The sequence below is a fragment of the Cognatiluteimonas profundi genome, assembly GCF_009792795.1.
Taxonomy (GTDB): domain Bacteria; phylum Pseudomonadota; class Gammaproteobacteria; order Xanthomonadales; family Xanthomonadaceae; genus Cognatiluteimonas; species Cognatiluteimonas profundi.
The window spans coordinates 25,312-47,710 of record NZ_VKHQ01000009.1; the positions used below are offsets into that span (position 1 = coordinate 25,312).

Below are 22,399 nucleotides of genomic sequence, written 5' to 3' on the forward strand. Positions count from 1 at the left end.
GCTTCCCCGGCGCGGGGGGCTGCCGCCGCCGCGACACGTCGATGGCTACGCCACCGGCACGCACCACAGCGACAACGATCCCAGGGCCGCGCCGATCGCGCTGGCGGCCAGCACATCCGATGGATAGTGCAGTCCGAGCACGATGCGCGACAGCGCGATGCTGGCCGTCAATGGAACCAGCACCCATGCCAATGACGGGTAGTGGCCCAGCGCCACGACGGTGAAGGCGACGGCGTGCAACGTATGCCCGGAGGGAAAGCTGAACTCGTCCAGCGGCGCGACCCAGGCGTGGATGCGCAGGTGCGACGCAAACGGTCGCGGACGCCGCGTCCATCGCTTCAGCGTCTTGTACAGCGTGAGTCCAATGACACCGGTGGCCGCGATCTGCGCGGACACGGCAACGCCATGCATGCCGTCGAGCAGGACGAGCATGCCCATCAGCACGTACCAGGCCGCGCCGTCGCCGAGTCGACTGGTGGTCGCGAAGAACAGGCGGATGCCTTGTCGCGAACACAGGCCGTTGACGCGCACGCACCAGGCGGCTTCGACGGACAGCGGAGCCTCAGGCCCGTGCAAGCGCGACATCGGGCATCTCCGTCCCGCCCAGCGCCTGCAGCAGTTGGTCGAAGTCGGCGGCCACCTGCTCCGGTCCGAGGCGTAGCACCGCCTGGCGCGCGGCCATCGCCATGCCGCCGCGAAGCACCGGTTCGCTCGCCAGTCGCACGCAAGCCGATACGAACGCGTCCTCGTCGCCGTCGCTGACGGCCGCGCCATGGACGCCATCGCGGATGGCTTCGCGCGCAGCGCCACGGTCGAAGGCGATGGTGGCGATGCCGCTGGCCATTGCCTCCAGCGTCACGTTGCCGAAGGTCTCCGTCCGGCTCGGGAACAGGAAGATGTCCGCGCTGGCGAAATGTCGTGCGAGGTCCTCATCGCGGCGGATGCCGCAGAAGATGAAGTCGGGATTGTCGCGGGCCAGTTGCAACCTCGCCGGTCCGTCCCCGACGAGGACGAACCGGGCATCGGGTCGCGTGGCCTGCAACGTCCGGAAGGCGCGCACGGCCAGTGCGAGGTTCTTTTCCGGGGCCAGCCGGCCGACGTGGATCACCGCCAGGGCGTCCGCGCCGACGCCCCAGCTGTCGCGCGTTGCCTGGTCGCGACGCGCGGGATGGAACAGCCGTGTGTCGACCGCACGCGACAGTCGCACGGGGTTGGCGAAGCCGGCATCGCGCAGGAAATCCTGCAGCTCCTGCGTGGGGACGAGCGTCGCCTGTCCCTGGTTGTGGAAGCGGCGCATCCAGTGCATCGCGACGGGCTGCAGCAGGGGCAGCCCGTAGCTGCGCATGTACTGGTCGTAGCGCGTATGGAAACCGGTGGCCACCGGAATGCCCAGGTGCCTGGCCGCCCGCATCGCCGACCATCCGAGCGGGCCTTCGGTGGCGATGTAGACCGCGTCCGGTGGCGCTGCCTGCCATGCCGCCAGCAGCGCGCGTGCTGCAGGCAGTCCAAAGCGCAGGCCCGGATAGCGGGGCAGGCCAAGGCCCCGGACCAGCAGTTCCAACGGGCGGGGCTCGCACGCATCCTGGCGGGGCCTGGCGACCAGCACGTCGTGCCCACGCGCCCGCAGCCCGTCTTCCAGCGCCTGCACGGTCAAGGCAACGCCGTTGATCTCCGGGGGATAGGTCTCGGTAACGATCGCGTAGCGCATCGGTCGGCTTCCGTTTCGAGCAATCCTGTCAGCGCCGGATGAAATCGCGGTGTCAGCAAGGTGACGGAATCAAGACGGTGCCGCGTTCGATGGCCACGTGGCTGACAACGCACTGTCATGCGCGGCCGGTAGCGTCGCCGGCATGGACATCCTCATGCTGTCGGACGTGTATTTCCCGCGGGTCAATGGCGTGTCGACGTCGATCCGCACGTTCGTGAAATCGCTGCTGGCGATGGGGCATCGGGTCACGCTGGTGGCGCCGGACTATGGTGTCGACAGCGGGCAGCAAGGGCACGACCGCGAGTTCGGCGACGGTTTCGAAGTGATCCGCCTGCCGGCGCGCACGGTGTTCTTCGATCCCGAGGATCGACTGATCAAGTCGAGCGCACTGCGCGAGGTGCTGCCGCGGCTGGCGCGCCGGCACTGGGACATCATCCATGTGCATACGCCTTTCGCCACGCATCGGCTGGGCGTGCGCCTGGCAAGGTCGCGCCGCATTCCGCTGGTCGAGACCTACCACACGTATTTCGAGGAATACATCGCGCATTACCTGCCATGGCTGGCGCCAGCCGTGTTGCGGAAGATCGCGCGCGGGCTCTCGCGGCGCATCTGCCATGCGGTCGACCACCTGATCGTGCCGACGCAGGAAATGGACGACGTCCTGCGTGGTTACGGCGTGCGCACACCCGCCACCGTGATCCCGACGGGCCTGGACCTTGCCGAATTCACCGGCGGCAGCGGCAGCAATTTCCGGTTCCGCCACGGGATCGATCCCCTGCGTCCGACGATCGTGACCATCAGCCGGCTCGCGATCGAGAAGAACATCGCGTTCCTGTTGCGGGTTGCCCGCGTCCTGGTCACGAGCTTTCCGGCGCTGTTGTTCGTCGTCGCCGGAGAAGGTCCCGATGCGCAGCGACTGCGGCAACTGGCCGAGCTGCTGGGGCTGGAGCGACACGTCCTGTTCCTCGGCAACCTGGATCGGCAGTCCGAACTGCTGGACTGCTACCGCGCGGCGAATGCATTCGTGTTCGCGTCACCGACCGAGACCCAGGGGCTCGTGCTGATGGAGGCCATGGCGCTGGGAGCACCGATCGTGTCGACTGCCGTGATGGGCACGGCGACCGTCCTGCGCGGCGCCAAGAGCGCGCTCACCAGCCCCGAGGCGGTCACGGAGTTCGCCGACTGTGTCGCGCGGGTGCTGCGCGACCAGCAGTTGCAGGCGTCGCTGTCCGCAGCAGGCCCGCGCGATGCACGACGCTGGGCGATCGAGGGACTGATGCCGGGGGTCGTCGCCCTGTACGAGGGGCTGGCGGATCGGGCCGCGTACGCGCCCGCGGCATGCACTGCGCAGGCGCGGCCGGTGCCTCAGGTGCGCCAGCCGGCCCAAGGGAGTCGGGGATCCTGAATAGGGGGCGCGGTCGATCCGCGTGACGCCCGCGTCGCCTTGCTCGCTTGTGTGCCGCGACCTTCGCATGGTCGTGAAGTCATCCCTTGTTAAGGTTGCCGTCGTTGGAGGACGACCGTCGTCGTCCATTCGTCAAGGAGCGGCGATGATTTCGCACCATGACCAATGCGTGTTCGTGCATGTCCCGAAATGCGCGGGCCAGAGCATCGAGAGCTTCTTCATCAAGCGGGTCGGGCTGAGCTGGGAGCAGCGGGCTCCGCTGTTGCTGCGCCCGAACCACAACCCCGAGCTGGGGCCGCCGCGCCTGGCGCACCTGAAGGCGCGCGAGTACGTGGAGAAGAAGTGGCTGACGCAGCAGCAGTTCGACACCTACTACCGGTTCGCCTTCGTGCGGAATCCATGGGATCGGACGGCGTCGTTCTATCGGACCGGATACGACCGGGTGTGCTCATTCTCGCGTTTCGTGCGGTTCCAGCTGCCGCGGCTGATGGAACGCAAGCCATGGTTCTTCGGTCCCCAGGCGGACTACCTCCACGACGACGACGGCAGGCTGCTGGTCGATTTCGTGGGGCGATACGAGCGCCTGGCGGCGGATTTCGGGCAGGTGTGCAAGCAGCTCGACATCCCGGACGCCACCTTGCCGCACGCCAACGACTCGAACCACGGCATCGGGCGCATCGCCCGCTGGTTGCGGCGGCGACCGCGGCCCTACACGGACATGTACGACTCGCGCAGCAGGACCGCCATCGCGCGGCTGTACGGCGACGACGTCGATGCGTTCAAGTACCGGTTCCATGAGGACCGCGGGTTGGCATTGCAGCGGACGCCGCGGGCCGAAGCAGACGGTCAACCAGCGGCGCCGCCGCCGCTGGCTGCCAGCGCCGTCGACACACGCCTGGCCACTTGACGCGAGCCAACGCCGGATACGCGGATTCCCCAAAAAAAGAGGGACGGCCGAAGCCGTCCCCCACGTCAACCCTGGCGACGACGAGAACGTCAGGGCATCAGGGCGTTCAGGGCATCAGGACCTTGTCGATGACGTGGATCACGCCATTGCTCTGCATGACATCGGCAATCGTCACCATCGCAACGTTGCCCTTGCTGTCGGTGAGCGCGATGCCACCGTCGCGTTCGCTTGCGGTCAGGGTTTCGCCCTGCACGGTCTTGAGCTCGGCCTTGCCGCCGCCCGCGGCGATCTGCGCCTTGAGCGTGGCGGCATCCACCGCGCCGGGGACCACGTGATAGGTCAGCACCTTGGTCAGGTCGGCCTTATTTTCAGGCTTGAGCAGTCCGTCGACCGTACCGGCCGGCAACGCCGCGAAGGCCTCGTTGGTCGGCGCGAAGACGGTGAACGGGCCCGGACCCTTGAGCGTGTCGACGAGTCCCGCAGCCTTGACCGCTGCCACCAGCGTGGTGTGGTCCTTCGAGTTGACGGCATTGTCGATGATGTCCTTGTCGGCAGACATCGCCGCGCCGCCGACCATCGGGTTGCCAGCCGGCGCTGCGGCGTCGGAGGCCATTGCATCCGATGCCATCGCGCCGGGCGACGTGGTGTCGGCGGGCTGGTCGGCCGGGATCGCGGACGAATCGGCGACCGGCGCGGTCGCTTCGGGTTTGTTGCAGGCGGTCAGGGCGCAGGTGGCGACCAGCGCCAGCGAAAGCAGTGAAGTCTTCATCTGGAATCCTCGGTGTATGGGTATCGGTGGTGGGTAATGGATGGCGTCGCCGTGCTTACGGCATCAGCACGCTGTCGACGACATGGATGACGCCGTTCTTCTGGTAGACGTCGGCGGTGGTGACGGTGGACGTGTGGCCCTTGGTGTCGGTCAGCACGACCAAGCCGCCCTGCATGCCGACCTTGAGCGGTTCGCCCTGCACGGTGGTCAGCGTGGCGCTGCCACCGCCGGCGCGGATCCGCTCGGCGAGCGCCGCACTGTCCAGGCGACCCGACACCACGTGGTAGGTCAGGATCTTCGACAGGGTGGCCTTGTTTTCGGGCTTGAGCAGCGTGTCGACGGTGCCCGCCGGCAGCGCGGCGAACGCCGCATTGGTCGGGGCGAATACGGTGAACGGACCCGGGCCCTTGAGCGTGTCGACCAAGCCGGCGGCCTGGACCGCCGCGACGAGGGTCGTGTGGTCCTTCGAATTCACCGCGTTGTCGATGATGTCCTTGCTGGCGTACATCGGTGCGCCACCGACGATTGGATTGGCCGGCATGGCGATCGCGGTGTCGCCATGGCTGGCCATGGACGGGTTGCTCATGCAGGCGCTCAGTGCGATGGCACTCAGCACGGCCAGCGCCACGGGTTTGATGCTCATTGGGTCGATCTCCGGAAGATGAAAAGGGACGCCCTGACTGGCAGGGTCAAGGGCCTATACGGGCCGGGGAGCCGGCCGGATGCAGATTTTTTTGCGGCGGGTTCGCACGCGTGCGGGTGAGTTCGCATACGCTCTGCCCTGGATCCGGGTCGCGCGACGTGCGCGGCCCATCGGCAGGGGACGGCATGGCCAGTGCGGTGGCAGTCGCTGACGCGGATTCCGCCGCCCTGGCGGATGGCCTGCTGGCGCGCGTGGCCGGCGGCGACGAGCAGGCCTTCGAGGCGCTGTACCGGCTGGCGTCCGCACGCCTGCTCGGCATCGCGATGCGGGTGCTGGGCGATCGCGCCGAGGCCGAGGATGTCCTGCAGGATGCCTTCGTCGCGATCTGGGGCAAGGCTGCGCAATTCGATGCACGACGCGCGGGCGCCATGACGTGGCTCGGCACGATCGTGCGCAATCGCGCGATCGACCGGTTGCGCGCCATGCCATCGCCGGCGCTGCGCGCGCCCGTTGAGCTGACGGAGACCATCGCCGATGCAGGTCCGACCCCGGCCGCGGAAGCCGATGCGCACAGCGATCGCGTGCGCCTGGACGACTGCCTCGGACGGCTGGAACCACGCGGGCAGACATTGATCCGCACGGCCTTCTTCGAAGGTGCGACCTACGACGAACTGGCGACGCGCACCGGCTCGCCATTGGGTTCGGTCAAGAGCTGGATCCGGCGCGGGCTGCTGCAGTTGCGGGAGTGCCTGGATCGATGAGCGCCGGACACGACGACACGACATCGATGCTGCCGCCAGGCGACGAACTGCTGGCCGGCGAATACGTCCTCGGCGTCCTCGACGCCGACATGCGTCGCCAGGTGGAGCAGCGCATGCGCGGCGATGCCGGCTTCGCGCGGCAGGTTGCCGCATGGGAAACGCGCCTCGCGCCCCTGCTGTCCGAAGCAATGGCGATGGAGCCATCCGCGCATGTCTGGCCGCGCATCCGCACCACGCTCGGCTGGCCTTCCGTGCAGCCTGCGCGCAGGGGTGTCTGGAACAATGCAGGCTTCTGGCGCGCGGCGACGGGCCTGGCGATTGCGGCGGGCGTCGCAGCCGTCGTCATCGGCCTGCGTACGCCGACGCCGATTGCGCCACCCGGCGTGCCGGTCGTGGTGCAGGTGCCGACGACCGGGGAGCAGGCCGCCAAACCGGTGGTCGTGCTGGCCCGCGCCAATGGCAGCACTGGCTGGCTGGCGACGGTCGATCCCTCGCGCACCAGCATCCTGATGGTGCCGGTGCCGACGCCACTGGATCCGTCGGGCCGCGTCGACGAGCTGTGGATCATCCCGCCAGGCGAGGCGCCGCAATCGCTGGGCTTCGTCTCCAATGAAAAGGCGCACACGATCAAGATCCCGCCCGCGAGCCGTCGTGCGCTGCAAGCCGGCGCGACGCTGGCGGTCACGCTGGAACCGCAGGCCGGCATTCCGCATGCCGCGCCCAGCGGCCCGGTCGTGGCCAAGGGCGATATCGCAAGTATCTGACGCGCATCTCGCGCGAAGGTGCCGCGCCCGCCGCCGATCCGGTCGGCGCACGCATGCGCGCCAGGCATCGCGCGTTCGTCTCGGCGCAAGCCAGGGCAGTGGTGACGCGTGCCAACGCTGGCTTGCGCCGAAGCAGTGGAGGTTGTCAGCGTGGCGACGGTCGACCGACCGCGCGCCGCGTTGCAGCCCTCAGGTGCGGAACTGGTGGAAGACCGGGTTTTCCTCGAGCACGCCGTCGGCATCGAGGATGGCGTACTTGCGGGTGTCCGGGTCGTACAGCACGACGAGCGATGACTTGCCCGGCATCTGCCGTATGAACTTCAAGTCCCAGCCGAAGCGCTCCAGCGTGTTGTACACCACCAGTTGCGCCTCGTTGAGGTGCCGTTTGAGTTCGCGTGATGTTGCGCGCGCCTGCAGGCGCCGGTCCGACGTGTCCATGGCAGATCCCCCCGAAAGTGCCGGGATGGAGGATACCCGCAAAGCGCAGGTGCAGCGAGCGAGGACGACGAGCGGTTGGGACGGCGGCGTGGAGGGCGTTTATCGCGGAGCCCGTGGTCCATCAAGGGGTCAGGAGAGCGCCGCCTGCTCGAGCCGATCCGCGATCTCTTCCGCGCTCGGCATGGAATGCCGCGGCAGGTCGATGGTGAAGACGCAGCCATGTCCTGGACGATCGCGCACGCCGAGGCGACCGTGGTTCGCTTCGACGCTGCGGCGCGAAATCGACAAGCCGAGCCCCAGTCCACTCTTGTCGGCATCGCTCTGGATGAACGGCGCGAACAACGACTCGGCGTCACCCGGCGGCAGGCCGCCGCAGTGATCCTTGACGTCGATGAGGATGCGGTCTGCCACGGCATAGGCGTGCAACGTCACCTCGCTGCCGGGGTGGGTGAACTTGAAGGCGTTCTGCAGCAGGTTGCCGACCGCCGAAAACAGCAGGTCGCGATCGGCATCGACGGCCAGGCCGGGATCGACGTCGGAGACCAGCAACACGCAGCCCTTGACCTCCGCTTCGAGTTCACCGGCGGATTTCAACTCGGAAATGAAGTTGGCGAGCGAAAACAGCTGGTGCTGCACGACAACACCGGCGCTGATGCGGACTTCGGCCAGCGAGCGGTCGATGAGGTTGCGCAGGCTGACGAGGCTGCGATCGAGCACGGCGCCGGTGGCGCTCGCAAGACCGACGCTGCCCGACTTGATCACGGTCAGCGCGAGGGTCGCGGTGCTCAGGTGGTTGCGCAGCTCGTGTGCGAAATCGCCAAGGCGCTCGTTGAGTGCGTCCGCCTGGCGGTCGGCGACTACGAAGTCGCGCTGGTAGCCGTACTCGGTGAGCGCATTGGCAATGGCGTTGTCCAGGCAGCGATTGAGCGTGCGGAATTCGTCGACCTTGATCGGTGCGTCCCGCTCGAACGCCAGGTCGGTGATCGACTGGCACAGGTCGCCGTAGTCGTGGACGAGCTCTTCGACGGTGAATCCGTGCTGCATCATTTCGCGGCCGTGCGCGGCGGCGGATTCGCCCATCTCCGACAACGCCGGTTTGCCGCCACCGGTCGGTCCGGAAACTTCGCGACTACGCATGGGCTCCGCGCTCTGCTCGACCTGCAGGGTCTTGATCAGCTGCTCGAGGAAAACGCTGATGCCATGATCGAGTTCGCGCGTGGTCGAGCCGGGCAGCGCACGCGCGGCGACCTTGGCCCGGCAACGGGCGATGAGTTCGGTGCGGTTGCCCGCCAGGAAGAGATGCATCATGGCTTCACGTTACGCTGACGGCGGATCAGGACCCGTGACATGCGCGCAAACGGCTCTGCGCCGCCATCGAGGCTGTTCATGAAGCACCGGACTGCGCAAAACGGCAGGGGCTAACCCTGCAGCTCGCGCAGGACGACGTTCGGGGGCACATCGACCACGCGCCGGGTGGCGACCAGCCCGGCGACCAGCGCGGCGAGCATGCCGATGCCGCCGCCGACCACGGCGAGCGTCCAGTTGGGCGTCCATGGCAGGTCGAAGACACGGTCGGCGACGACGCCCGACAGGACCGACGCGGCGATGGCGGCGACGAGACCGGACAGCAAACCAATCGCGGCGAATTCCGATGCCTGCGCCATGCGCAGCTGCCGCCGGCTGCCGCCCAGCACGCGCATCACGCCGCCTTCGAGCAGGCGCTCGTCCTGGCTGGCGCTGATCGCGGCCAGCAGTACCAGCACGCCGGCTGCGAGCGAGAACCAGAACACCACCTGCACGACCTTCGACACCTGGTCGCCGGTGTTGCGCACCTGCTGCAGCACGGCCTCGATGTCGATCACCGAGACGTTGGGGAATCGCTCGACCAGTGCCGCGGTGAAACGCGTGTCGCCAGGCGGCACCTTGACCGCGGTGACGTAGCTGGCCGGATAGGCATCCAGTGCGCCGGGTGATGCGATGACGAAGAAGTTGGGCTTGAAGCTTTCCCAGTCGACGGTGCGGATGCTGGTGATCGGCGCCTCGAAGCGTTGCCCGGCGATGTCGAAGGCGATGCGGTCGCCGAGCTTCCAGCCCAGCGATTCGGCAAAGCGCTGCTCCACCGAGATCTGTGGCGTGCGCAAACGCGTCGCTGGCCAGAATCTGCCGGCAACGATGCTGTTGTCGGCGCGCAACGTCGATGCCGTCGACAGGTTGAACTCGCGGTCGGCACGCCGCGATGGCCCCGGGCCGGCATCGTCGTCGTTGTCGCGCCGTAGCGTCTGCGCGGTGACGGGCGTGCCGTTGCGCGACAGCAGGCGGCCACGCACCATCGGGAACAACACCGCGGGCTGCAGGTGCTGCGAGGCGACGAACGCCTGCACCGGCTGCACCTGGCCTGCCTGCACGTTGATCAGGAAGCGGTTCGGTGCATCCTGCGCGAGCGACAGCTGCCAGCGATCGAGCAGGTCGGTGCGCACGAAGCCGAGCAGCAGCAATGCCATCAATCCCAGGCCCAGCGCCGACACCTGCGCGATGCTGGTGCCGGGACGTCGGCTGACGTTGGCCAGGCCGTAGCGCAGGCTGCCGCGCAGGCGCGGACGCAGCCGTCGCACGACCAGGATCAGCAGCCAGGCGAGCAGGGCCAGCACCGCGAGCGTGGCCGCGATGCCGAGCAGCATGGCGCCGCCGAGCGCGGCGGATCCCGCCTTCCACCACAGCAGCGCGGCCATGCCGCCGAAGCCTGCGAGCGCGACCAGCCATGCACTGGGCTCGGTGGTGTCGAGGTCGCGACGCAACACGCGCAATGCCGACACGCGGCGCAGGGCGAGCACCGGTGGCGTTGCGAATGCGAGCAGCACGACCATGCCCACGCACAGTCCCTGCCATGCGGGCATCCAGCCCGCAGCGGGGATCGACAGCTTCAGCAGCCGTGCCAGCCAGTCGGCAACGGCCCATTGCAGCGCGAAGGCGATGGCCACGCCGATCACGCTGGCAATGAGCCCGAGGAAGACCATCTCGCCCACATGGATGCCCACCAGCGTGCGCTGGCTCGCGCCCAGGCAGCGCATCACCGCGGCGCCGGACAGATGGCGCTCGCTGTGGCGTCGCGCCGCCATCGCCACCGCGACTGCTGCCAGCACGACCGAGACGAGTGCGGCGAGGCCGAGGAAGCGCCCGGCGCGATCCAGTGCCGAGCGGATCTCGGGATTGGCCTGGCCGGCGGTTTCCAGGCGCTGTCCGCGCGCGAGGTTGGCCTTCGCGATGTCGACGAAGCGTTCCACGTCGCCGGCATCGCCGACCACCATCAGCCGATAGCCGACGCGGCTGCCTTCCTGCACCAGGCCGGTCGCGGCCAAATCATCGGTGTTGAGGAACACGCGCGGGGCGACGTTGAAGTAATCCAGCGCGGCGCTGGGTTCCTTCAGCACGATGGCATCGAGGCGCAACGTCGACGTCCCCAGCGCGATGCTGTCGCCGATGCTTGCGCCCAGCGTGGCCGCGCCGGCGCGGCTCATCCACACCGTCCCGCGCGCCGGACGCGTGGCCGCGTCGCGCTCGGTGCCGTCCGCCCCAAGAAGGCGGAAGCTGCCGCGCAGCGGGTAGCCGTCGCCCAGCGCGTGCAGTTCGCCCAGACGCAGGCGCGCATCCTCGCCGCTGCCGACGCGGACCATGCTGTCCAGTTCGATCTCGTCGGCACGCCGCAACCCGGGTGCCGTTGCAGCCTTGCGGATGACGCCGGCGATCGGCGCGTCGGCGCGCAGCACCGCATCACCGCCCATGAGCTGGTTGGCCTGGATCAGCAGTGCGCGGTTGGCGCGGTCGGTGATGAAGCCGACCGCCGTCACCGCGACCACGGCGAGCATCAGTGCCGCGAGCAGGATGCGGATGTCGCCGGCCTTGAGGTCGCGACGCAGTTGCCGCCACGCCAGCCGCAGGATCTGCGGTTTCATGTCGTCGGCACGCCAACGAGCCGACCGCCATCCAGCCGGATGATGCGGCTGCAGCGCGACGCCAGGGGTTCGTCGTGCGTGACCAGCACCAGTGTGGTCCCGGCGTCGGCATTGAGCGCGAACAGCAACTCGATGATCGCCTGCCCGGTGACGGTGTCCAGGTTGCCGGTGGGCTCGTCGGCGAACAACAGCGAGGGTTGCGTCACGAAGGCACGCGCGAGCGCGACGCGTTGCTGCTCGCCACCGGAGAGTTGCTTGGGATAGTGGCCCAGCCGCTCGCCAAGGCCGACCTTCTGCAGGATCGCGCGCGCCGGCGACTCGGCATCGGCATCGCCGCGCAGCTCCAGCGGCAGCATCACGTTTTCCAGCGCGGTCAGGGACGGCAGCAACTGGAAGCTCTGGAACACGAAACCGACTTTCTCTCCGCGCACGCGCGCACGCCCGTCCTCGTCGAGCGTGGACATCGGCGCGCCATCGAGCAGCACGGTGCCGCTGCTGGGCGTGTCGAGGCCGGCCATCAGCGCCAGCAGGGTGCTCTTGCCCGAGCCGGAGGCACCGACGACGGCGACGGTATCGCCGCGTCGAATGTCGAAGCCGACGCCATCCAGGATGGTCAGCTCGCCCGTGGGCAGTGGCACGCGCTTGCCAAGGTCGTGGACCTGCAGGGTCACGGGACGCACGGCCTGGGGCGGGAGGTGGCATTCGGCTTGCATGCGGACCGGCTCGACCTTATCCATGGAGCAGGGGCCGCTGGGTCAGGGTCATCGGGGATCGCCTTCATCGCAGGTTGCTGGAAGGGCCGGCACTGTCGCTGGCCCAGGAGAATTGCATGACGTCATTCAATGCGGCTTCCAGGCACCGCCTTCAATGGGTCCCCACGCGGGCGCTCATGCTGGCCGTGCTGCTGCTGGCCAGCGTGGCCCAGGCAAGGCCGGCGTCCGCCGGACCTGCAACCAGGCCTTCGGTCACCGCGAGCCGCACGGTGCTGGTCCTCGGCGACTCGCTGTCGGCGGGCTATGGGCTGGAGGCGAACCAGGGCTGGGTGCCGTTGACCGCGCAGCGCGTGGCGCAGACCAGGCCGGGCTGGCGGCTGGTCAATGCCAGCATCAGCGGGGAAACCAGCGATGGCGGCGCGGCGCGCGTGGTCGATGCGGTGGTGCGGCTGCGACCGGCGGTGGTGGTGATCGAACTGGGTGCCAACGATGGCCTGCGTGGCCTGCCGCTGCGCCAGACCCGCCACAACCTGGCGTACATGATCGGCGCCGCGCAGGCGGTCGAGGCGAAGGTGCTGCTGGTCGGCATGCGCCTGCCGCCCAACTACGGCCCGGAGTACACGCGCGACTTCGAGGCCATCTACCGCGACCTCGCCCGCCAATTCCACACCGCGCTGGTGCCCTTCCTGCTGGCGCCGATCGCGCATGACGCGACCGCCTTCCAGGCCGACGACATGCATCCGGTCGCGCGCGTACAGCCGTTGTTGCGCGATCACGTCTGGAAGGCGCTGGGGCCGCTGCTGGACTAGACGTCCAAGCGGAACCCCGGTCACGGCGCCCATGACTTCCGGGGGTCGTTGTCCCTTGCGGCGGCGGGCACCATCGGCTGCCGGCCAGCTGCTGGCACCTCCCTTGACCTGAAGGATTCACATGCGTCGATCCCTGGCGACAGCCCTTTCGCTTGCCATCGCTTCCGTGTCGCTGGCAGCCGCCGCCCAGGCAGCGCAGACCACCACCCAGCTGCCGCGCAACGTGCGTCCGACGCACTACGACGTGGCCGTGGTGCCGCATGCGCAATCGATGGATTTCGACGGCACGGTGGCCATCGACATCGATGTGCTGACGCCGACGAAGACAATCGTTCTCAACGCCGAAAACCTGGCGTTCTCGAAGGTCGCGCTGGTCGGCAAGTCGGGCAAGGCGTGGAAGTCGGGCAAGGTCCGCGCGCCCAAGGTGACGGTGGATGCCGGCAACCAGACGGCGACCTTCACGTTCGCCGAGATGCTGCCCGTGGGCTCCTATCGGCTGGACATGCGCTACACGGGCAAGATCGGCACGCAGGCCAACGGCCTGTTCGCACTGGATTACGACACCACGGCGGGCAGGCAGCGCGCGCTGTACACGCAGTTCGAGAATTCCGACGCACGCCGCTTCATCCCTTCGTGGGACGAACCGGACTACAAGGCGACCTTCAACCTGCAGGCGACGGTGCCCTCCGCGCAGATGGCGGTCAGCAACATGCCGGCGGCCGAAACCACCGCGCTGGGCAATGGACTGACGCGGGTGCGGTTCGCGCCGTCGCCGAAGATGTCCACCTACCTGCTGTTCTTCTCGGTCGGTGACTTCGACCGCGCGACGCTGCGCTCGGGCAAGACCGAAGTCGGCGTCGTCGCGCGCAAGGGCTCCGCCCCGCAGGCACGATTCGCGCTGGAATCGGCGCGCGACATCCTGCAGGAATACAACGAGTACTTCGCCACGCCCTATCCGCTGCCCAAGCTCGACAACATCGCCGCGCCGGGTAGCAGCCAGTTCTTCGGCGCGATGGAAAACTGGGGCGCGATCTTCACCTTCGAGCACACGCTGCTGCTCGATCCGGCGATCGCGACCGAAGCCGATCGCCAGCGCGTGTTCGAAGTCGCCGCGCACGAGATGGCGCACCAGTGGTTCGGCGACCTGGTGACGATGCGCTGGTGGGATGACATCTGGCTCAACGAAGGTTTCGCCAGCTGGATGGAAGGCCGCACGACGGCGAAGCTGCATCCCGAATGGCACACCGAGCTGGACGACGTGCAGTCGCGCGAGGGCGCCATGGCGCGCGATGCGGTCGCCAGCACCCATCCGGTCGTGCAGCACGTGGAGACCGTCGAACAGGCCAGCCAGGCCTTTGACGCGATCACGTATTCCAAGGGCGCGGCGGTGATCCGCATGCTCGAGCGCTACGTCGGCGCGGATGCCTGGCGTACCGGCGTGCGCCACTACATGCGCGACCACGCCTACGGCAACACGGTGTCCGACGATTTCTGGCGCGAAGTGCAGACTGCCGCCGGCAAGCCGATCATGGACATCGCACACGACTTCACCCTGCAGCCGGGCGTGCCGCTGATCCGCGTCGAGTCGGCGACATGCAACGGTGGCCAGACCACGTTGCAGCTCACCCAGGGCGAATTCACCCGCGATCGCCCCGACAAGCAGCCGCTCAGCTGGCGCGTGCCGGTGATCGCGCAGGTGCCCGGCCACGAGGCCGCAAGGACGCTCGTCACCGACCGCCGCGGCTCGCTGGTCGTGCCGGGTTGCGGTGCTGTCGTGGCCAACGCGGGGCAGGGCGGCTATTACCACACCTTCTACGCGCCAGCCCTGTTCGACACGCTGCGCGGGCAGTTCGCGCAGTTGGCGACGATCGACCAGCTCGGCGTGATGGCCGATGCCTGGGCGCTGGGACTGGCCGGGCTGCAGCCTGCCTCCGATTACCTCGCACTCGTCGCGGCGACGCCGGTGCAGGCCGATCCCGCCGTCTGGGGCGACATCGCCGGCAGCCTGCAGTCGCTCGATGCGTACTACGGCGCGGATACGCCGGAGCGGGCGCGCTTCCGCCAGTTCGCCGCCGGTCGACTCGCACCGGAACTGGCGCGCATCGGCTGGCAGGAGCGCGCCAGCGACACGGCACCGGTCCGCATCCTGCGCACGCAGCTGATCGACGCGCTGTCGACGCTCGACGACGCATCCGTCATCGCCGAAGCGCGCCGACGTTACGCCGCGCAGGCCGGCGATCCGACAGCCATGCCGCCTGAGTTGCGCAAGACGGTGCTCGCGGTGGTGGCGCGCCATGCCGACGCAGCGACCTGGGACCAGCTGCATGCAGCGGCCCGGAAAGAGACGACGCCATTGGTGAAGGACGAGCTCTACGGCCTGCTGTCGTCCACCCAGGATCCGTCGCTGGCATCACGCGCGCTCGAGCTGGCGCTGACCGACGAACCCGGCGCGACCAACAGCGCGGGAATGATCTCGCGCGTGTCGCGGCTGCATCCGGACCTGGCCTTCGACTTCGCGGTCGCCCATCGCGAGCAGGTGGATGCGCGGGTGGACTCGACGTCGAGCAGCCGTTATTACCCGGGCCTGGCCGGCAATTCGCTGGACAAGGCGATGGTCGGCAAGCTCAAGGCCTACGCCGACGCCCATATCGCCGCCGGATCGCGGCGTGCCACCGACACTGCCATCGCCAACATCGTCTATCGCAGCCAGGTGCACGACACGCGCCTGCCGGCGATCGACGCATGGCTGCAGGCGCGCACGCAGCAGTAACGGCGGCAGCGCAACATGAAAACGCCGGGCTCCTGTCCCGGCGTTTTCATTTGACGAATCGTGCGCGGGCGACCGACCTCGCGCCCATTGCATCGAGTGGCTAGGCGAGCGTCCGCAGCTTGGGCTCGCGCGCCCATTGCCGCGTCATCGCGGCCTTGACGAAGGCCTTCGCGTCCCCTGCATCGACGATGCCCGCATCCTTCGCGATGCCGGCCGCCGACAACACCGCCTGCGCGCCGGCAGTGGCGGCAATGGCCTTGAGGTGGCCGAACGCATCGCGCACGAAGTCGACCGCGGCCGCTTCGCCTGCAAGACGCTTGCCCGCGGCATCCGACAGGACCAGCGCGACAGCATCGAACAGCACGGACGGCGTACCGGCGAGTTGGCCATCGGCGGGCTGCTTCCTGCGATCGGACAGCGTCGCCCCGCCGACCTTGGGCGCGATGAGCTTGACCGTGGCGCCGGCGCCTTCGATCGCCTTGCGCAGCGCCGCGACGACCGTCGCATCCGAGCCGTCGTCGATGAGGATGCCGACGGCGCGACCCTCGAGCGTCGGCTTCATCCTGCCGATGATCTGCAGCGCGGGTGATGGCGGCAGGTCGAGCACGGCGGCCGCGGATTTCTGCGCGGGCGGCAGCTTGGCCAGGCCGAGCCCGTTGGCGACGCGCTGGGCGAGGTCGTCGTCGATGTTGCGCAGATGGCCGACGATCGCCTCGCGCACATGCAGGGTTTCGACCTTGGACAATTCGAACACCAGCGCCGACGCCATGTGCGACTGTTCGATGGCGGTCTGGCTGCGGAAGAACTGCCGCGCCTGGCTGTAGTGGTCGGCGAACGTGTCGTAGCGGATGCGGCCTTTGGATTCGTCGTCCGCCGGTTCGGCGAAGCTGCGGAATCCGGATGGCGTCCCGCGCGCGGAATCCGGATCGAGTGAGCTGGGCTCGTAGTTGACGCGGCCCTTGGGTTGCTGCATCTGCATGTGGCCGTCGCGCTGCTGGTTGGCGAACGGGCACTTGGGCGCATTGATCGGGATCTGGTGGAAGTTGGGCCCGCCCAGGCGCGACAGCTGCGTATCCAGGTAGGAGAACAACCGCCCCTGCAGCAGCGGATCGTTGCTGAAGTCGATGCCCGGCACGATGTTGGCCGGGCAGAACGCAACCTGCTCGGTCTCGGCGAAGAAGTTGTCCGGCCAGCGGTCGAGGACCATGCGGCCGATGACGGTGAGTGGCACGAGTTCTTCCGGGATCAGCTTGGTCGCGTCGAGGTGGTCGAACGGAAAGGCGTCGGCCTGCTCCTGGGTGAACAGCTGCACGGCAAGATCCCATTCGGGGAACGCGCCAGCCTGGATCGCCTCGAACAGGTCGCGACGGTGGAAGTCGTTGTCGGCGGCCTGGAGTTTCAACGCCTCGTCCCACACCGTCGACTGCAGCCCGAGCTTCGGGCGCCAGTGGAACTTCACGAACGTCGAGCGGCCCTTGGCGTCGAGCAGGCGGAAGCTGTGGATGCCGAAGCCCTCGATCATGCGCAGCGATCGCGGGATCGCGCGGTCGCTCATCGCCCACATGATCATGTGCATCGATTCGGGCGTGAGCGAGATGAAGTCCCAGAACGTGTCGTGCGCGCTGCCGGCCTGCGGGAAGCCGCGGTCGGGTTCCATCTTCACGGCATGCACGAGGTCCGGGAATTTCATCGCATCCTGGATGAAGAACACCGGGATGTTGTTGCCGACCAGGTCGAAGTTGCCCTGCTGCGTGTAGAACTTCACCGCGAATCCGCGCACGTCGCGTGGCGTATCGACCGAACCCGCACCACCGGCGACGGTCGAGAACCGGGTGAAGACCGGCGTCCGGGTGCCGACTTCGTTGAAGAGGTTGGCCGTGGTGTACTTCGACAGCGACCTGGTCAGCTCGAAGTATCCATGCGCGGCCGAGCCACGCGCATGCACGATGCGCTCGGGAATGCGCTCGTGGTCGAAGTGCGTGATCTTCTCGCGCAGGACGAAGTCCTCGAGCAGGGTCGGCCCGCGTGGCGTCGCGCGCAGCGAGTTCTGGTTGTCCGAGACCGGGATGCCCTGGTTGGTGGTCAGCACGGGGTGCGCGCCACCGGCAAGCTGGTGCAGCTCATCGGCATTGCCGCGTGACTCGCGCCCAGCTTGAGGTCTTGCCGTCGTGGCAGCAGCCTTCGCTGGCGGAAGGGATTTGCCGGGTTTCCTGCTGGCTGCCATCGGACCGCTCCATGGGTGGTTGGGAGACGCGCGATCAACGCGTTCCCCATGCTGGGCGCCGTGCCGTGAATGGCCTGTCGTGCTGCTGCCCGCAGCCGCCGGCGGTCTACCATGTGCGACTCCGCTGGACGCGCGACTGCCATGACCCAACCCCCATACCAGCTCCGCCGGCTCGATCACGTGGTTTTGCGCGTGCGCGACCTGGCGGCGATGCAGGCGTTCTACTGCGATGTGCTGGGCTGCAGCGTGGAGCGGCGCCAGGACGAGCTTGGCCTGTTGCAACTGCGCGCCGGCGAGTCATTGATCGACCTGGTCACGGTCACGGTCGACGGCCGGATCGGACGCGCGGGTGGCGCGGCACCGGGCGATGAGGGACGCAACATGGATCATTTCTGCCTGCAGGTCGCACCCTTCGACCGCGACGCGATCCTTGCCCACCTGGAGGCGCACGGCGTGCGCATCGGCGACTTCGGCTCGCGCTACGGCGCGCAGGGCGAAGGGCCCTCGCAATACCTGTTCGACCCGGAAGGCAACCTGGTGGAGCTCAAAGGTCCGCCGGCTGCACCCGTTCCCGGCGAGGTCTCACCCGCCTGATGGATTCCACACGCACCGACCCGCAGCGCGGCATTTCCATGCCGCGCCTGGCCCTGCTGCTGGGCGGACTGGCGATGTTCGGTCCGTTCTCGATCGACACGATCTTCCCGGCCTTCCCGCAGATCGGCGGGCAACTGGGCGCGAACCCGCTGGCGATGCAGCAGACCATCAGCGTGTACCTGATCGCGTATGCGTTGATGAGCGTCGTGCACGGGCCCTTGTCCGACGCGATCGGCCGACGGCGCGTGATCCTCGGCGGGCTGGCGGTCTTCGTGCTGGCGTCGGTCGGTTGTGCGCTGTCGCGCGACCTGCCGACCTTGCTGGCATTCCGCGCGCTGCAAGGCCTGTCCGCGGGCGTCGGCCTGATCGTCGGACGTGCGGTGATCCGCGACCTGCTGCACGGCGACGACGCGCAGCGCCTGATGAGCCAGGTGTCGATGATCTTCGGCATCGCGCCCGCCATCGCCCCGGTGATCGGCGGCTGGATCCTGGGCTGGCAGCGCTGGCCGATGATCTTCTGGTTCCTGGTGCTGTTCTCGACGGTGCTGTGGTTCGCGACGTGGTTTGGGTTGCCGGAGACGCATCCGCCGGCAGTGCGCACGTCGATGCATCCCAGGCGCCTGCTCGACACCTACAAGGAGATCTTCCTCAATCCGCGCTTCCAGCGATTGTCGGCGGCCGGCGCGTTCAACTTCGGCGCGTTGTTCCTCTACATCGCGTCGGCGCCAGCCTTCGTGCTCGGCATCCTGCACCTGGGCCAGCGTCGGCTGCATAACGACGAGTTCGCCTGGTTCTTCGTGCCGATGATCAGCGGGATGATGCTGGGTGCGTTCGTGTCCGGCCGCACCGCCGGACGCATGAGCGGTCGCCGGCAGAGCACGCTCGGATTCGCCTGCTGCGGCATCGCGGTCACCGCGAACGTCGTCTACAATCTGCTGGTGCCGGTGCCGACTGTCCCGTGGGCGGTGCTGCCGATGATGCTCAATGCATTCGGCATCGCGCTGGTGTTCCCGATCCTGACGCTCGCGATCCTGGACATGTACCCGCGCCAGCGCGGCGCGGCGTCATCGCTGCAGGCGTTCACCAGCCTGGTGTCGAATGCCTTGATCGCCGGCGTACTGTCGCCGTGGCTCAGTCGCGTGCCGCTGCACCTGGCGCTGGGCACGGCCGTCTTCGCCTTCCTGGGCTGGGCGTTCTGGCGCTGGGAGATCCACACCGGGCATCGCATCCCGAATGCGCCGGCATCCACGCTGCCCGCGATCGAGCCGACCGACGAGATGTAGTCCGGCGGCTCGCGATCAGGCCTGCGGCTGGGCGCGCACTCGCCACCGGCGCCATGCATGGATCGGCAGGCCGGCGAGGATGAGGGCGCCGCCCCACAACAGCGATTCGCGGCCGGTGCCGACCAGTGCGTAGAGGCTGTAGACCAGTGCGAGTGCGGCAACGACACGCCCGCCGCCATCGCCACGTCGCAACCAGGCGGCGGCACTGACGACATAGGGCAGCAGCGTCGCCGCCGTCGACAGCAGGATCGAGAACGTGAACAGCTGCACCAGCGAGTGGCTGTAGTTGGACAGCACCAGCACCGATGCCAGCGTGCTGCTCACCACGACGCCGAACACCGGCGTGCCACCCTTGTCCAGGCGCGTGAACCGTCGCGGCAACAGGCCGTCGCTGGCTGCGGCGTAGGGCACCTGCGCGGAGACCAATACCCAGCCATTGAGGGCGCCGAAGCACGACACCGCGGCGACGATGGCGATGCCGATGCCCGCCGCCGGACCCCACAGGCTGCGCGCGGCTTCGGCCATTGGCGCCTGCGAGTTGCGCACGACATCGGCGGGCAGCAGGCCGAGCACGGCCGTGCACGCAAGGATGGTGGCAAAGCCGGCCAGCAGTGTCCCGAGCAGCGTCGCGCGCGGGATCGTGCGTTGTGCGTCGCGGATCGAGCCTGCCGGCACGGTGGCGGCTTCCAGCCCGAGGAAGGCCCACAACGTCAGCGCCACCGTTGCCTGCACCGCATCGCGCAGCGGCTGCCCGCTGGGATTGAATGGCCGGTAGTGGCTGCCATCGACGAACCACAGCGCGATGCCGCCGAACAGCAACAGTGGCACCAGCTTCAGCACGGTGGTGACGACCTGCATGCGTCCGGCATCGCGCACACCGGCAAGGTTGACCGCGCTGCACACCCACAACGCGGCGAGTGCGCAGCCGGCCGCGCGCAGCGGAGTGGCGGTCAGCGGCGGCCAGATCGCGCCCATGCTGCCGGAGAACGCGACCGCGATCGCCGCATTGGCGCACCAGATCGATACCCAGTAGCTCCACGCGACCACGAACGCAGCCGTCTCGCCGAACCCTTCGCGCGCGAATGCATACGGTCCCCCGGTTCGTGGCCACTTCGCGGACAGGCGCGAAAAGGTCAACGCCAGCAGCACCGCGCCCAACAGGGTGACGCCCCAGCCGAGCAGGCTCGCCGCACCGAATGGCGCCAGCGATGCCGGCAGCAGGAACACACCCGAGCCGATCATGCTGCCGATGACGAGCGCGGTCGCGGACCACAGGCCGAGCGGGCGGGCTGCGGTTTCGTTCGACACGGCGGACTGACTCATGCGGGCTGCATCCTGTTCGCGGCGATGATGCTGCGGTTGTGGGGGCGACGTCAGTCGCGATCGGGGTGCGGCGGGTGGGCGGTATCCATCGCGACTGACGTCGCGCCCACAGGAGCCAGTGAACCGGCATCGCGATACGCGCGGCGCAACAGTTCCTGGAAATGATGCACGGCGCTCTCGCGCAGGGGATTGAGGCGTCCGGCGACATACGAGCCCGACGCGAGGCCGCGCTGGACGTCCATGCAGATGCCGAGGTCTTCCCTCTGCACCAGGTCGCTGAAGGCAAGGTCGGCGTCGCGTCGCGCGCGTCCCGCGTCGGATTCGTCGACCGGGTAATAGAAATCGAACTCGATCCGGCAACGGTCCACCGCCAGCGGCACCACGCGGTTGGTCTGCAGGCGTCCGGGCAGGATGTTGAGCATGGTGTTCGGCCACAGCCAGTAGTACAGCGCATCGCCATTGCCGTACAGGCAGGGACTACTCTCCAGCGGACTCCACTGCAACGAGTGCAGTTCCGCGATTTCGGTGACGTAGCTGCGGTAATCGAGCATCCGGTTGAGCTCCGGATGCACGTGCGGGACGTGGTAGCCCTCCAGGTAATTGTCGACATAGACCTTCCAGTTGCAGGCCAGGTCATAGCCGACACGATGGTGGTGGCCGTAGTCGGCCAGTCCGCTCTGGGCACCGATGCGGGCATCGATGCCGGCGACGAGCGCGTCGAACGACGCCGCGTCGGCGTCGACGGCCGCGAACACCAGTCCCTGCCACGTGCGCACCTGCAATTGCGGAAGGCGGACCTGGGCCACGTCGAAGTCCGGCGTGGCGGACATCTCCGGCGCCGACTTCAATTGCCCGTCCAGTGCGTAGGTCCAGCCGTGGTAGCGACAGCGCAATGATTTCGCGGCCAGCCCGTCGCATTGGGCGATCGGTCCAGCGCGATGCCGGCACACGTTATGGAACACGCGGATGTCGCCAGGACCGCCCGCGCCATCGGCGCCGCGCACGGCCAGCACGGGCAGGCCGGCGAAATCGGCGATGACGTGATCGCCCGGTTCGCGCAGCTGGCACACGTGCGCAACGAGCTGCCAGCCGCGGTCGAAGATCGCGCGACGCTCGAGCGCGGGCATCGCCGAATCGACGTAGTAGTGCGCGGGCAGGGCGGTTGCATGGTCGAGCGGCTGCGGCGCGAGGTCGCGGCGGGAGGTGGTGTCGTTCATGGGCCGGGTATCCATCGATTACGGGCGCGATCCGCGTCCATCCGCTCGCGACCAGCGTGCCGAACAGCGCAGTCGGCGCGCAAGCCGGATGACGCCGCCGCAGGCTGGCCGCGTCCGGCGC

Annotated in this window: 19 protein-coding genes; 8 read left to right on the forward strand and 11 right to left on the reverse strand. The window is 68.2% G+C overall.

Going from position 1 to position 22,399, the window contains the following annotated elements; genetic code table 11:
* Positions 1-45: 45 nt before the first annotated feature.
* Together GST15_RS12430 and GST15_RS12435 are read right to left on the reverse strand one after the other, a co-directional pair.
* Complete coding sequence (locus tag GST15_RS12430; RefSeq protein ID WP_159017635.1) at positions 46-585, reverse strand: phosphatase PAP2 family protein; 540 nt, start codon at positions 583-585, stop codon at positions 46-48.
* A complete protein-coding gene (locus tag GST15_RS12435) occupies positions 563-1,708 on the reverse strand; it encodes a glycosyltransferase family 4 protein (protein ID WP_159017636.1) in 1,146 nt (381 codons plus the stop codon). Before GST15_RS12435 ends, GST15_RS12430 begins: the two co-directional genes overlap by 23 nt.
* 97 nt (positions 1,709-1,805) lie before the next feature.
* On the opposite strand from GST15_RS12435, the gene GST15_RS12440 reads away from it, so the two are divergent.
* A complete protein-coding gene (locus GST15_RS12440) occupies positions 1,806-3,113 on the forward strand; it encodes a glycosyltransferase (protein ID WP_233263185.1) in 1,308 nt (435 codons plus the stop codon).
* Between the two features lie 145 nt (positions 3,114-3,258).
* Positions 3,259-4,020 carry a sulfotransferase family 2 domain-containing protein gene (locus GST15_RS12445; RefSeq protein ID WP_159017637.1) on the forward strand — a complete coding sequence of 254 codons (762 nt, stop codon included), beginning with the start codon at positions 3,259-3,261 and terminating at the stop codon, positions 4,018-4,020.
* A gap of 106 nt (positions 4,021-4,126) precedes the next feature.
* Here GST15_RS12445 and GST15_RS12450 read toward each other — a convergent pair whose 3' ends face one another.
* Positions 4,127-4,648 (reverse strand): fasciclin domain-containing protein, encoded by a 522-nt coding sequence (locus tag GST15_RS12450; RefSeq protein ID WP_159017687.1) that lies wholly within the window; start codon positions 4,646-4,648, stop codon positions 4,127-4,129.
* A 196-nt stretch (positions 4,649-4,844) separates the two neighbouring features.
* A complete protein-coding gene (locus GST15_RS12455; RefSeq protein ID WP_199268789.1) occupies positions 4,845-5,432 on the reverse strand; it encodes a fasciclin domain-containing protein in 588 nt (195 codons plus the stop codon).
* Between the two features lie 185 nt (positions 5,433-5,617).
* Here GST15_RS12455 and GST15_RS12460 point away from each other — a divergent pair, with 185 nt between their 5' ends.
* Complete coding sequence (locus GST15_RS12460) at positions 5,618-6,193, forward strand: sigma-70 family RNA polymerase sigma factor (protein WP_159017689.1); 576 nt, start codon at positions 5,618-5,620, stop codon at positions 6,191-6,193.
* Positions 6,190-6,957 (forward strand): anti-sigma factor, encoded by a 768-nt coding sequence (locus GST15_RS12465; protein WP_159017638.1) that lies wholly within the window; start codon positions 6,190-6,192, stop codon positions 6,955-6,957. Before GST15_RS12460 ends, GST15_RS12465 begins: the two co-directional genes overlap by 4 nt.
* 189 nt (positions 6,958-7,146) lie before the next feature.
* Here the strand turns inward: GST15_RS12465 and GST15_RS12470 are convergent, their stop codons facing one another.
* The 4 genes from GST15_RS12470 to GST15_RS12485 form a co-directional block, all read right to left on the reverse strand.
* Positions 7,147-7,395 (reverse strand): hypothetical protein, encoded by a 249-nt coding sequence (locus GST15_RS12470; protein ID WP_159017639.1) that lies wholly within the window; start codon positions 7,393-7,395, stop codon positions 7,147-7,149.
* 129 nt (positions 7,396-7,524) lie between these two features.
* The gene (locus tag GST15_RS12475) at positions 7,525-8,703 is read right to left on the reverse strand and encodes a sensor histidine kinase (protein ID WP_199268790.1); all 1,179 of its coding nucleotides are present in this window, start codon (positions 8,701-8,703) and stop codon (positions 7,525-7,527) included.
* Between the two features lie 110 nt (positions 8,704-8,813).
* Positions 8,814-11,345, reverse strand: coding sequence for an ABC transporter permease (locus tag GST15_RS12480; RefSeq protein WP_159017640.1), 2,532 nt, complete (start codon positions 11,343-11,345; stop codon positions 8,814-8,816).
* Entirely contained in the window at positions 11,342-12,058 is a 717-nt protein-coding gene (locus tag GST15_RS12485) for an ABC transporter ATP-binding protein (protein ID WP_159017691.1), read from the reverse strand. Before GST15_RS12485 ends, GST15_RS12480 begins: the two co-directional genes overlap by 4 nt.
* A 116-nt stretch (positions 12,059-12,174) precedes the next feature.
* Here GST15_RS12485 and GST15_RS12490 point away from each other — a divergent pair, with 116 nt between their 5' ends.
* Both GST15_RS12490 and GST15_RS12495 read left to right on the forward strand, forming a co-directional pair.
* Positions 12,175-12,867 (forward strand): arylesterase, encoded by a 693-nt coding sequence (locus tag GST15_RS12490; protein ID WP_233263187.1) that lies wholly within the window; start codon positions 12,175-12,177, stop codon positions 12,865-12,867.
* Between the two features lie 121 nt (positions 12,868-12,988).
* Positions 12,989-15,637: a M1 family metallopeptidase gene (locus GST15_RS12495; protein WP_159017641.1), complete on the forward strand. Its 2,649-nt coding sequence runs from the start codon at positions 12,989-12,991 to the stop codon at positions 15,635-15,637.
* Between the two features lie 100 nt (positions 15,638-15,737).
* Here GST15_RS12495 and GST15_RS12500 read toward each other — a convergent pair whose 3' ends face one another.
* Positions 15,738-17,861 (reverse strand): catalase, encoded by a 2,124-nt coding sequence (locus GST15_RS12500; protein ID WP_159017642.1) that lies wholly within the window; start codon positions 17,859-17,861, stop codon positions 15,738-15,740.
* A gap of 141 nt (positions 17,862-18,002) precedes the next feature.
* On the opposite strand from GST15_RS12500, the gene GST15_RS12505 reads away from it, so the two are divergent.
* Positions 18,003-18,455, forward strand: coding sequence for a VOC family protein (locus GST15_RS12505; RefSeq protein ID WP_159017643.1), 453 nt, complete (start codon positions 18,003-18,005; stop codon positions 18,453-18,455).
* Positions 18,455-19,738, forward strand: a complete 1,284-nt coding sequence (locus tag GST15_RS12510) for a multidrug effflux MFS transporter (RefSeq protein ID WP_425482246.1) — start codon at positions 18,455-18,457, stop codon at positions 19,736-19,738. Before GST15_RS12505 ends, GST15_RS12510 begins: the two co-directional genes overlap by 1 nt.
* A 15-nt stretch (positions 19,739-19,753) precedes the next feature.
* Here GST15_RS12510 and GST15_RS12515 read toward each other — a convergent pair whose 3' ends face one another.
* Together GST15_RS12515 and GST15_RS12520 are read right to left on the reverse strand one after the other, a co-directional pair.
* Complete coding sequence (locus GST15_RS12515; RefSeq protein ID WP_159017644.1) at positions 19,754-21,061, reverse strand: amino acid permease; 1,308 nt, start codon at positions 21,059-21,061, stop codon at positions 19,754-19,756.
* Positions 21,062-21,111: 50 nt separating this feature from the next.
* Positions 21,112-22,278: an aromatic ring-hydroxylating oxygenase subunit alpha gene (locus GST15_RS12520; RefSeq protein ID WP_159017645.1), complete on the reverse strand. Its 1,167-nt coding sequence runs from the start codon at positions 22,276-22,278 to the stop codon at positions 21,112-21,114.
* Positions 22,279-22,399 lie beyond the last annotated feature (121 nt).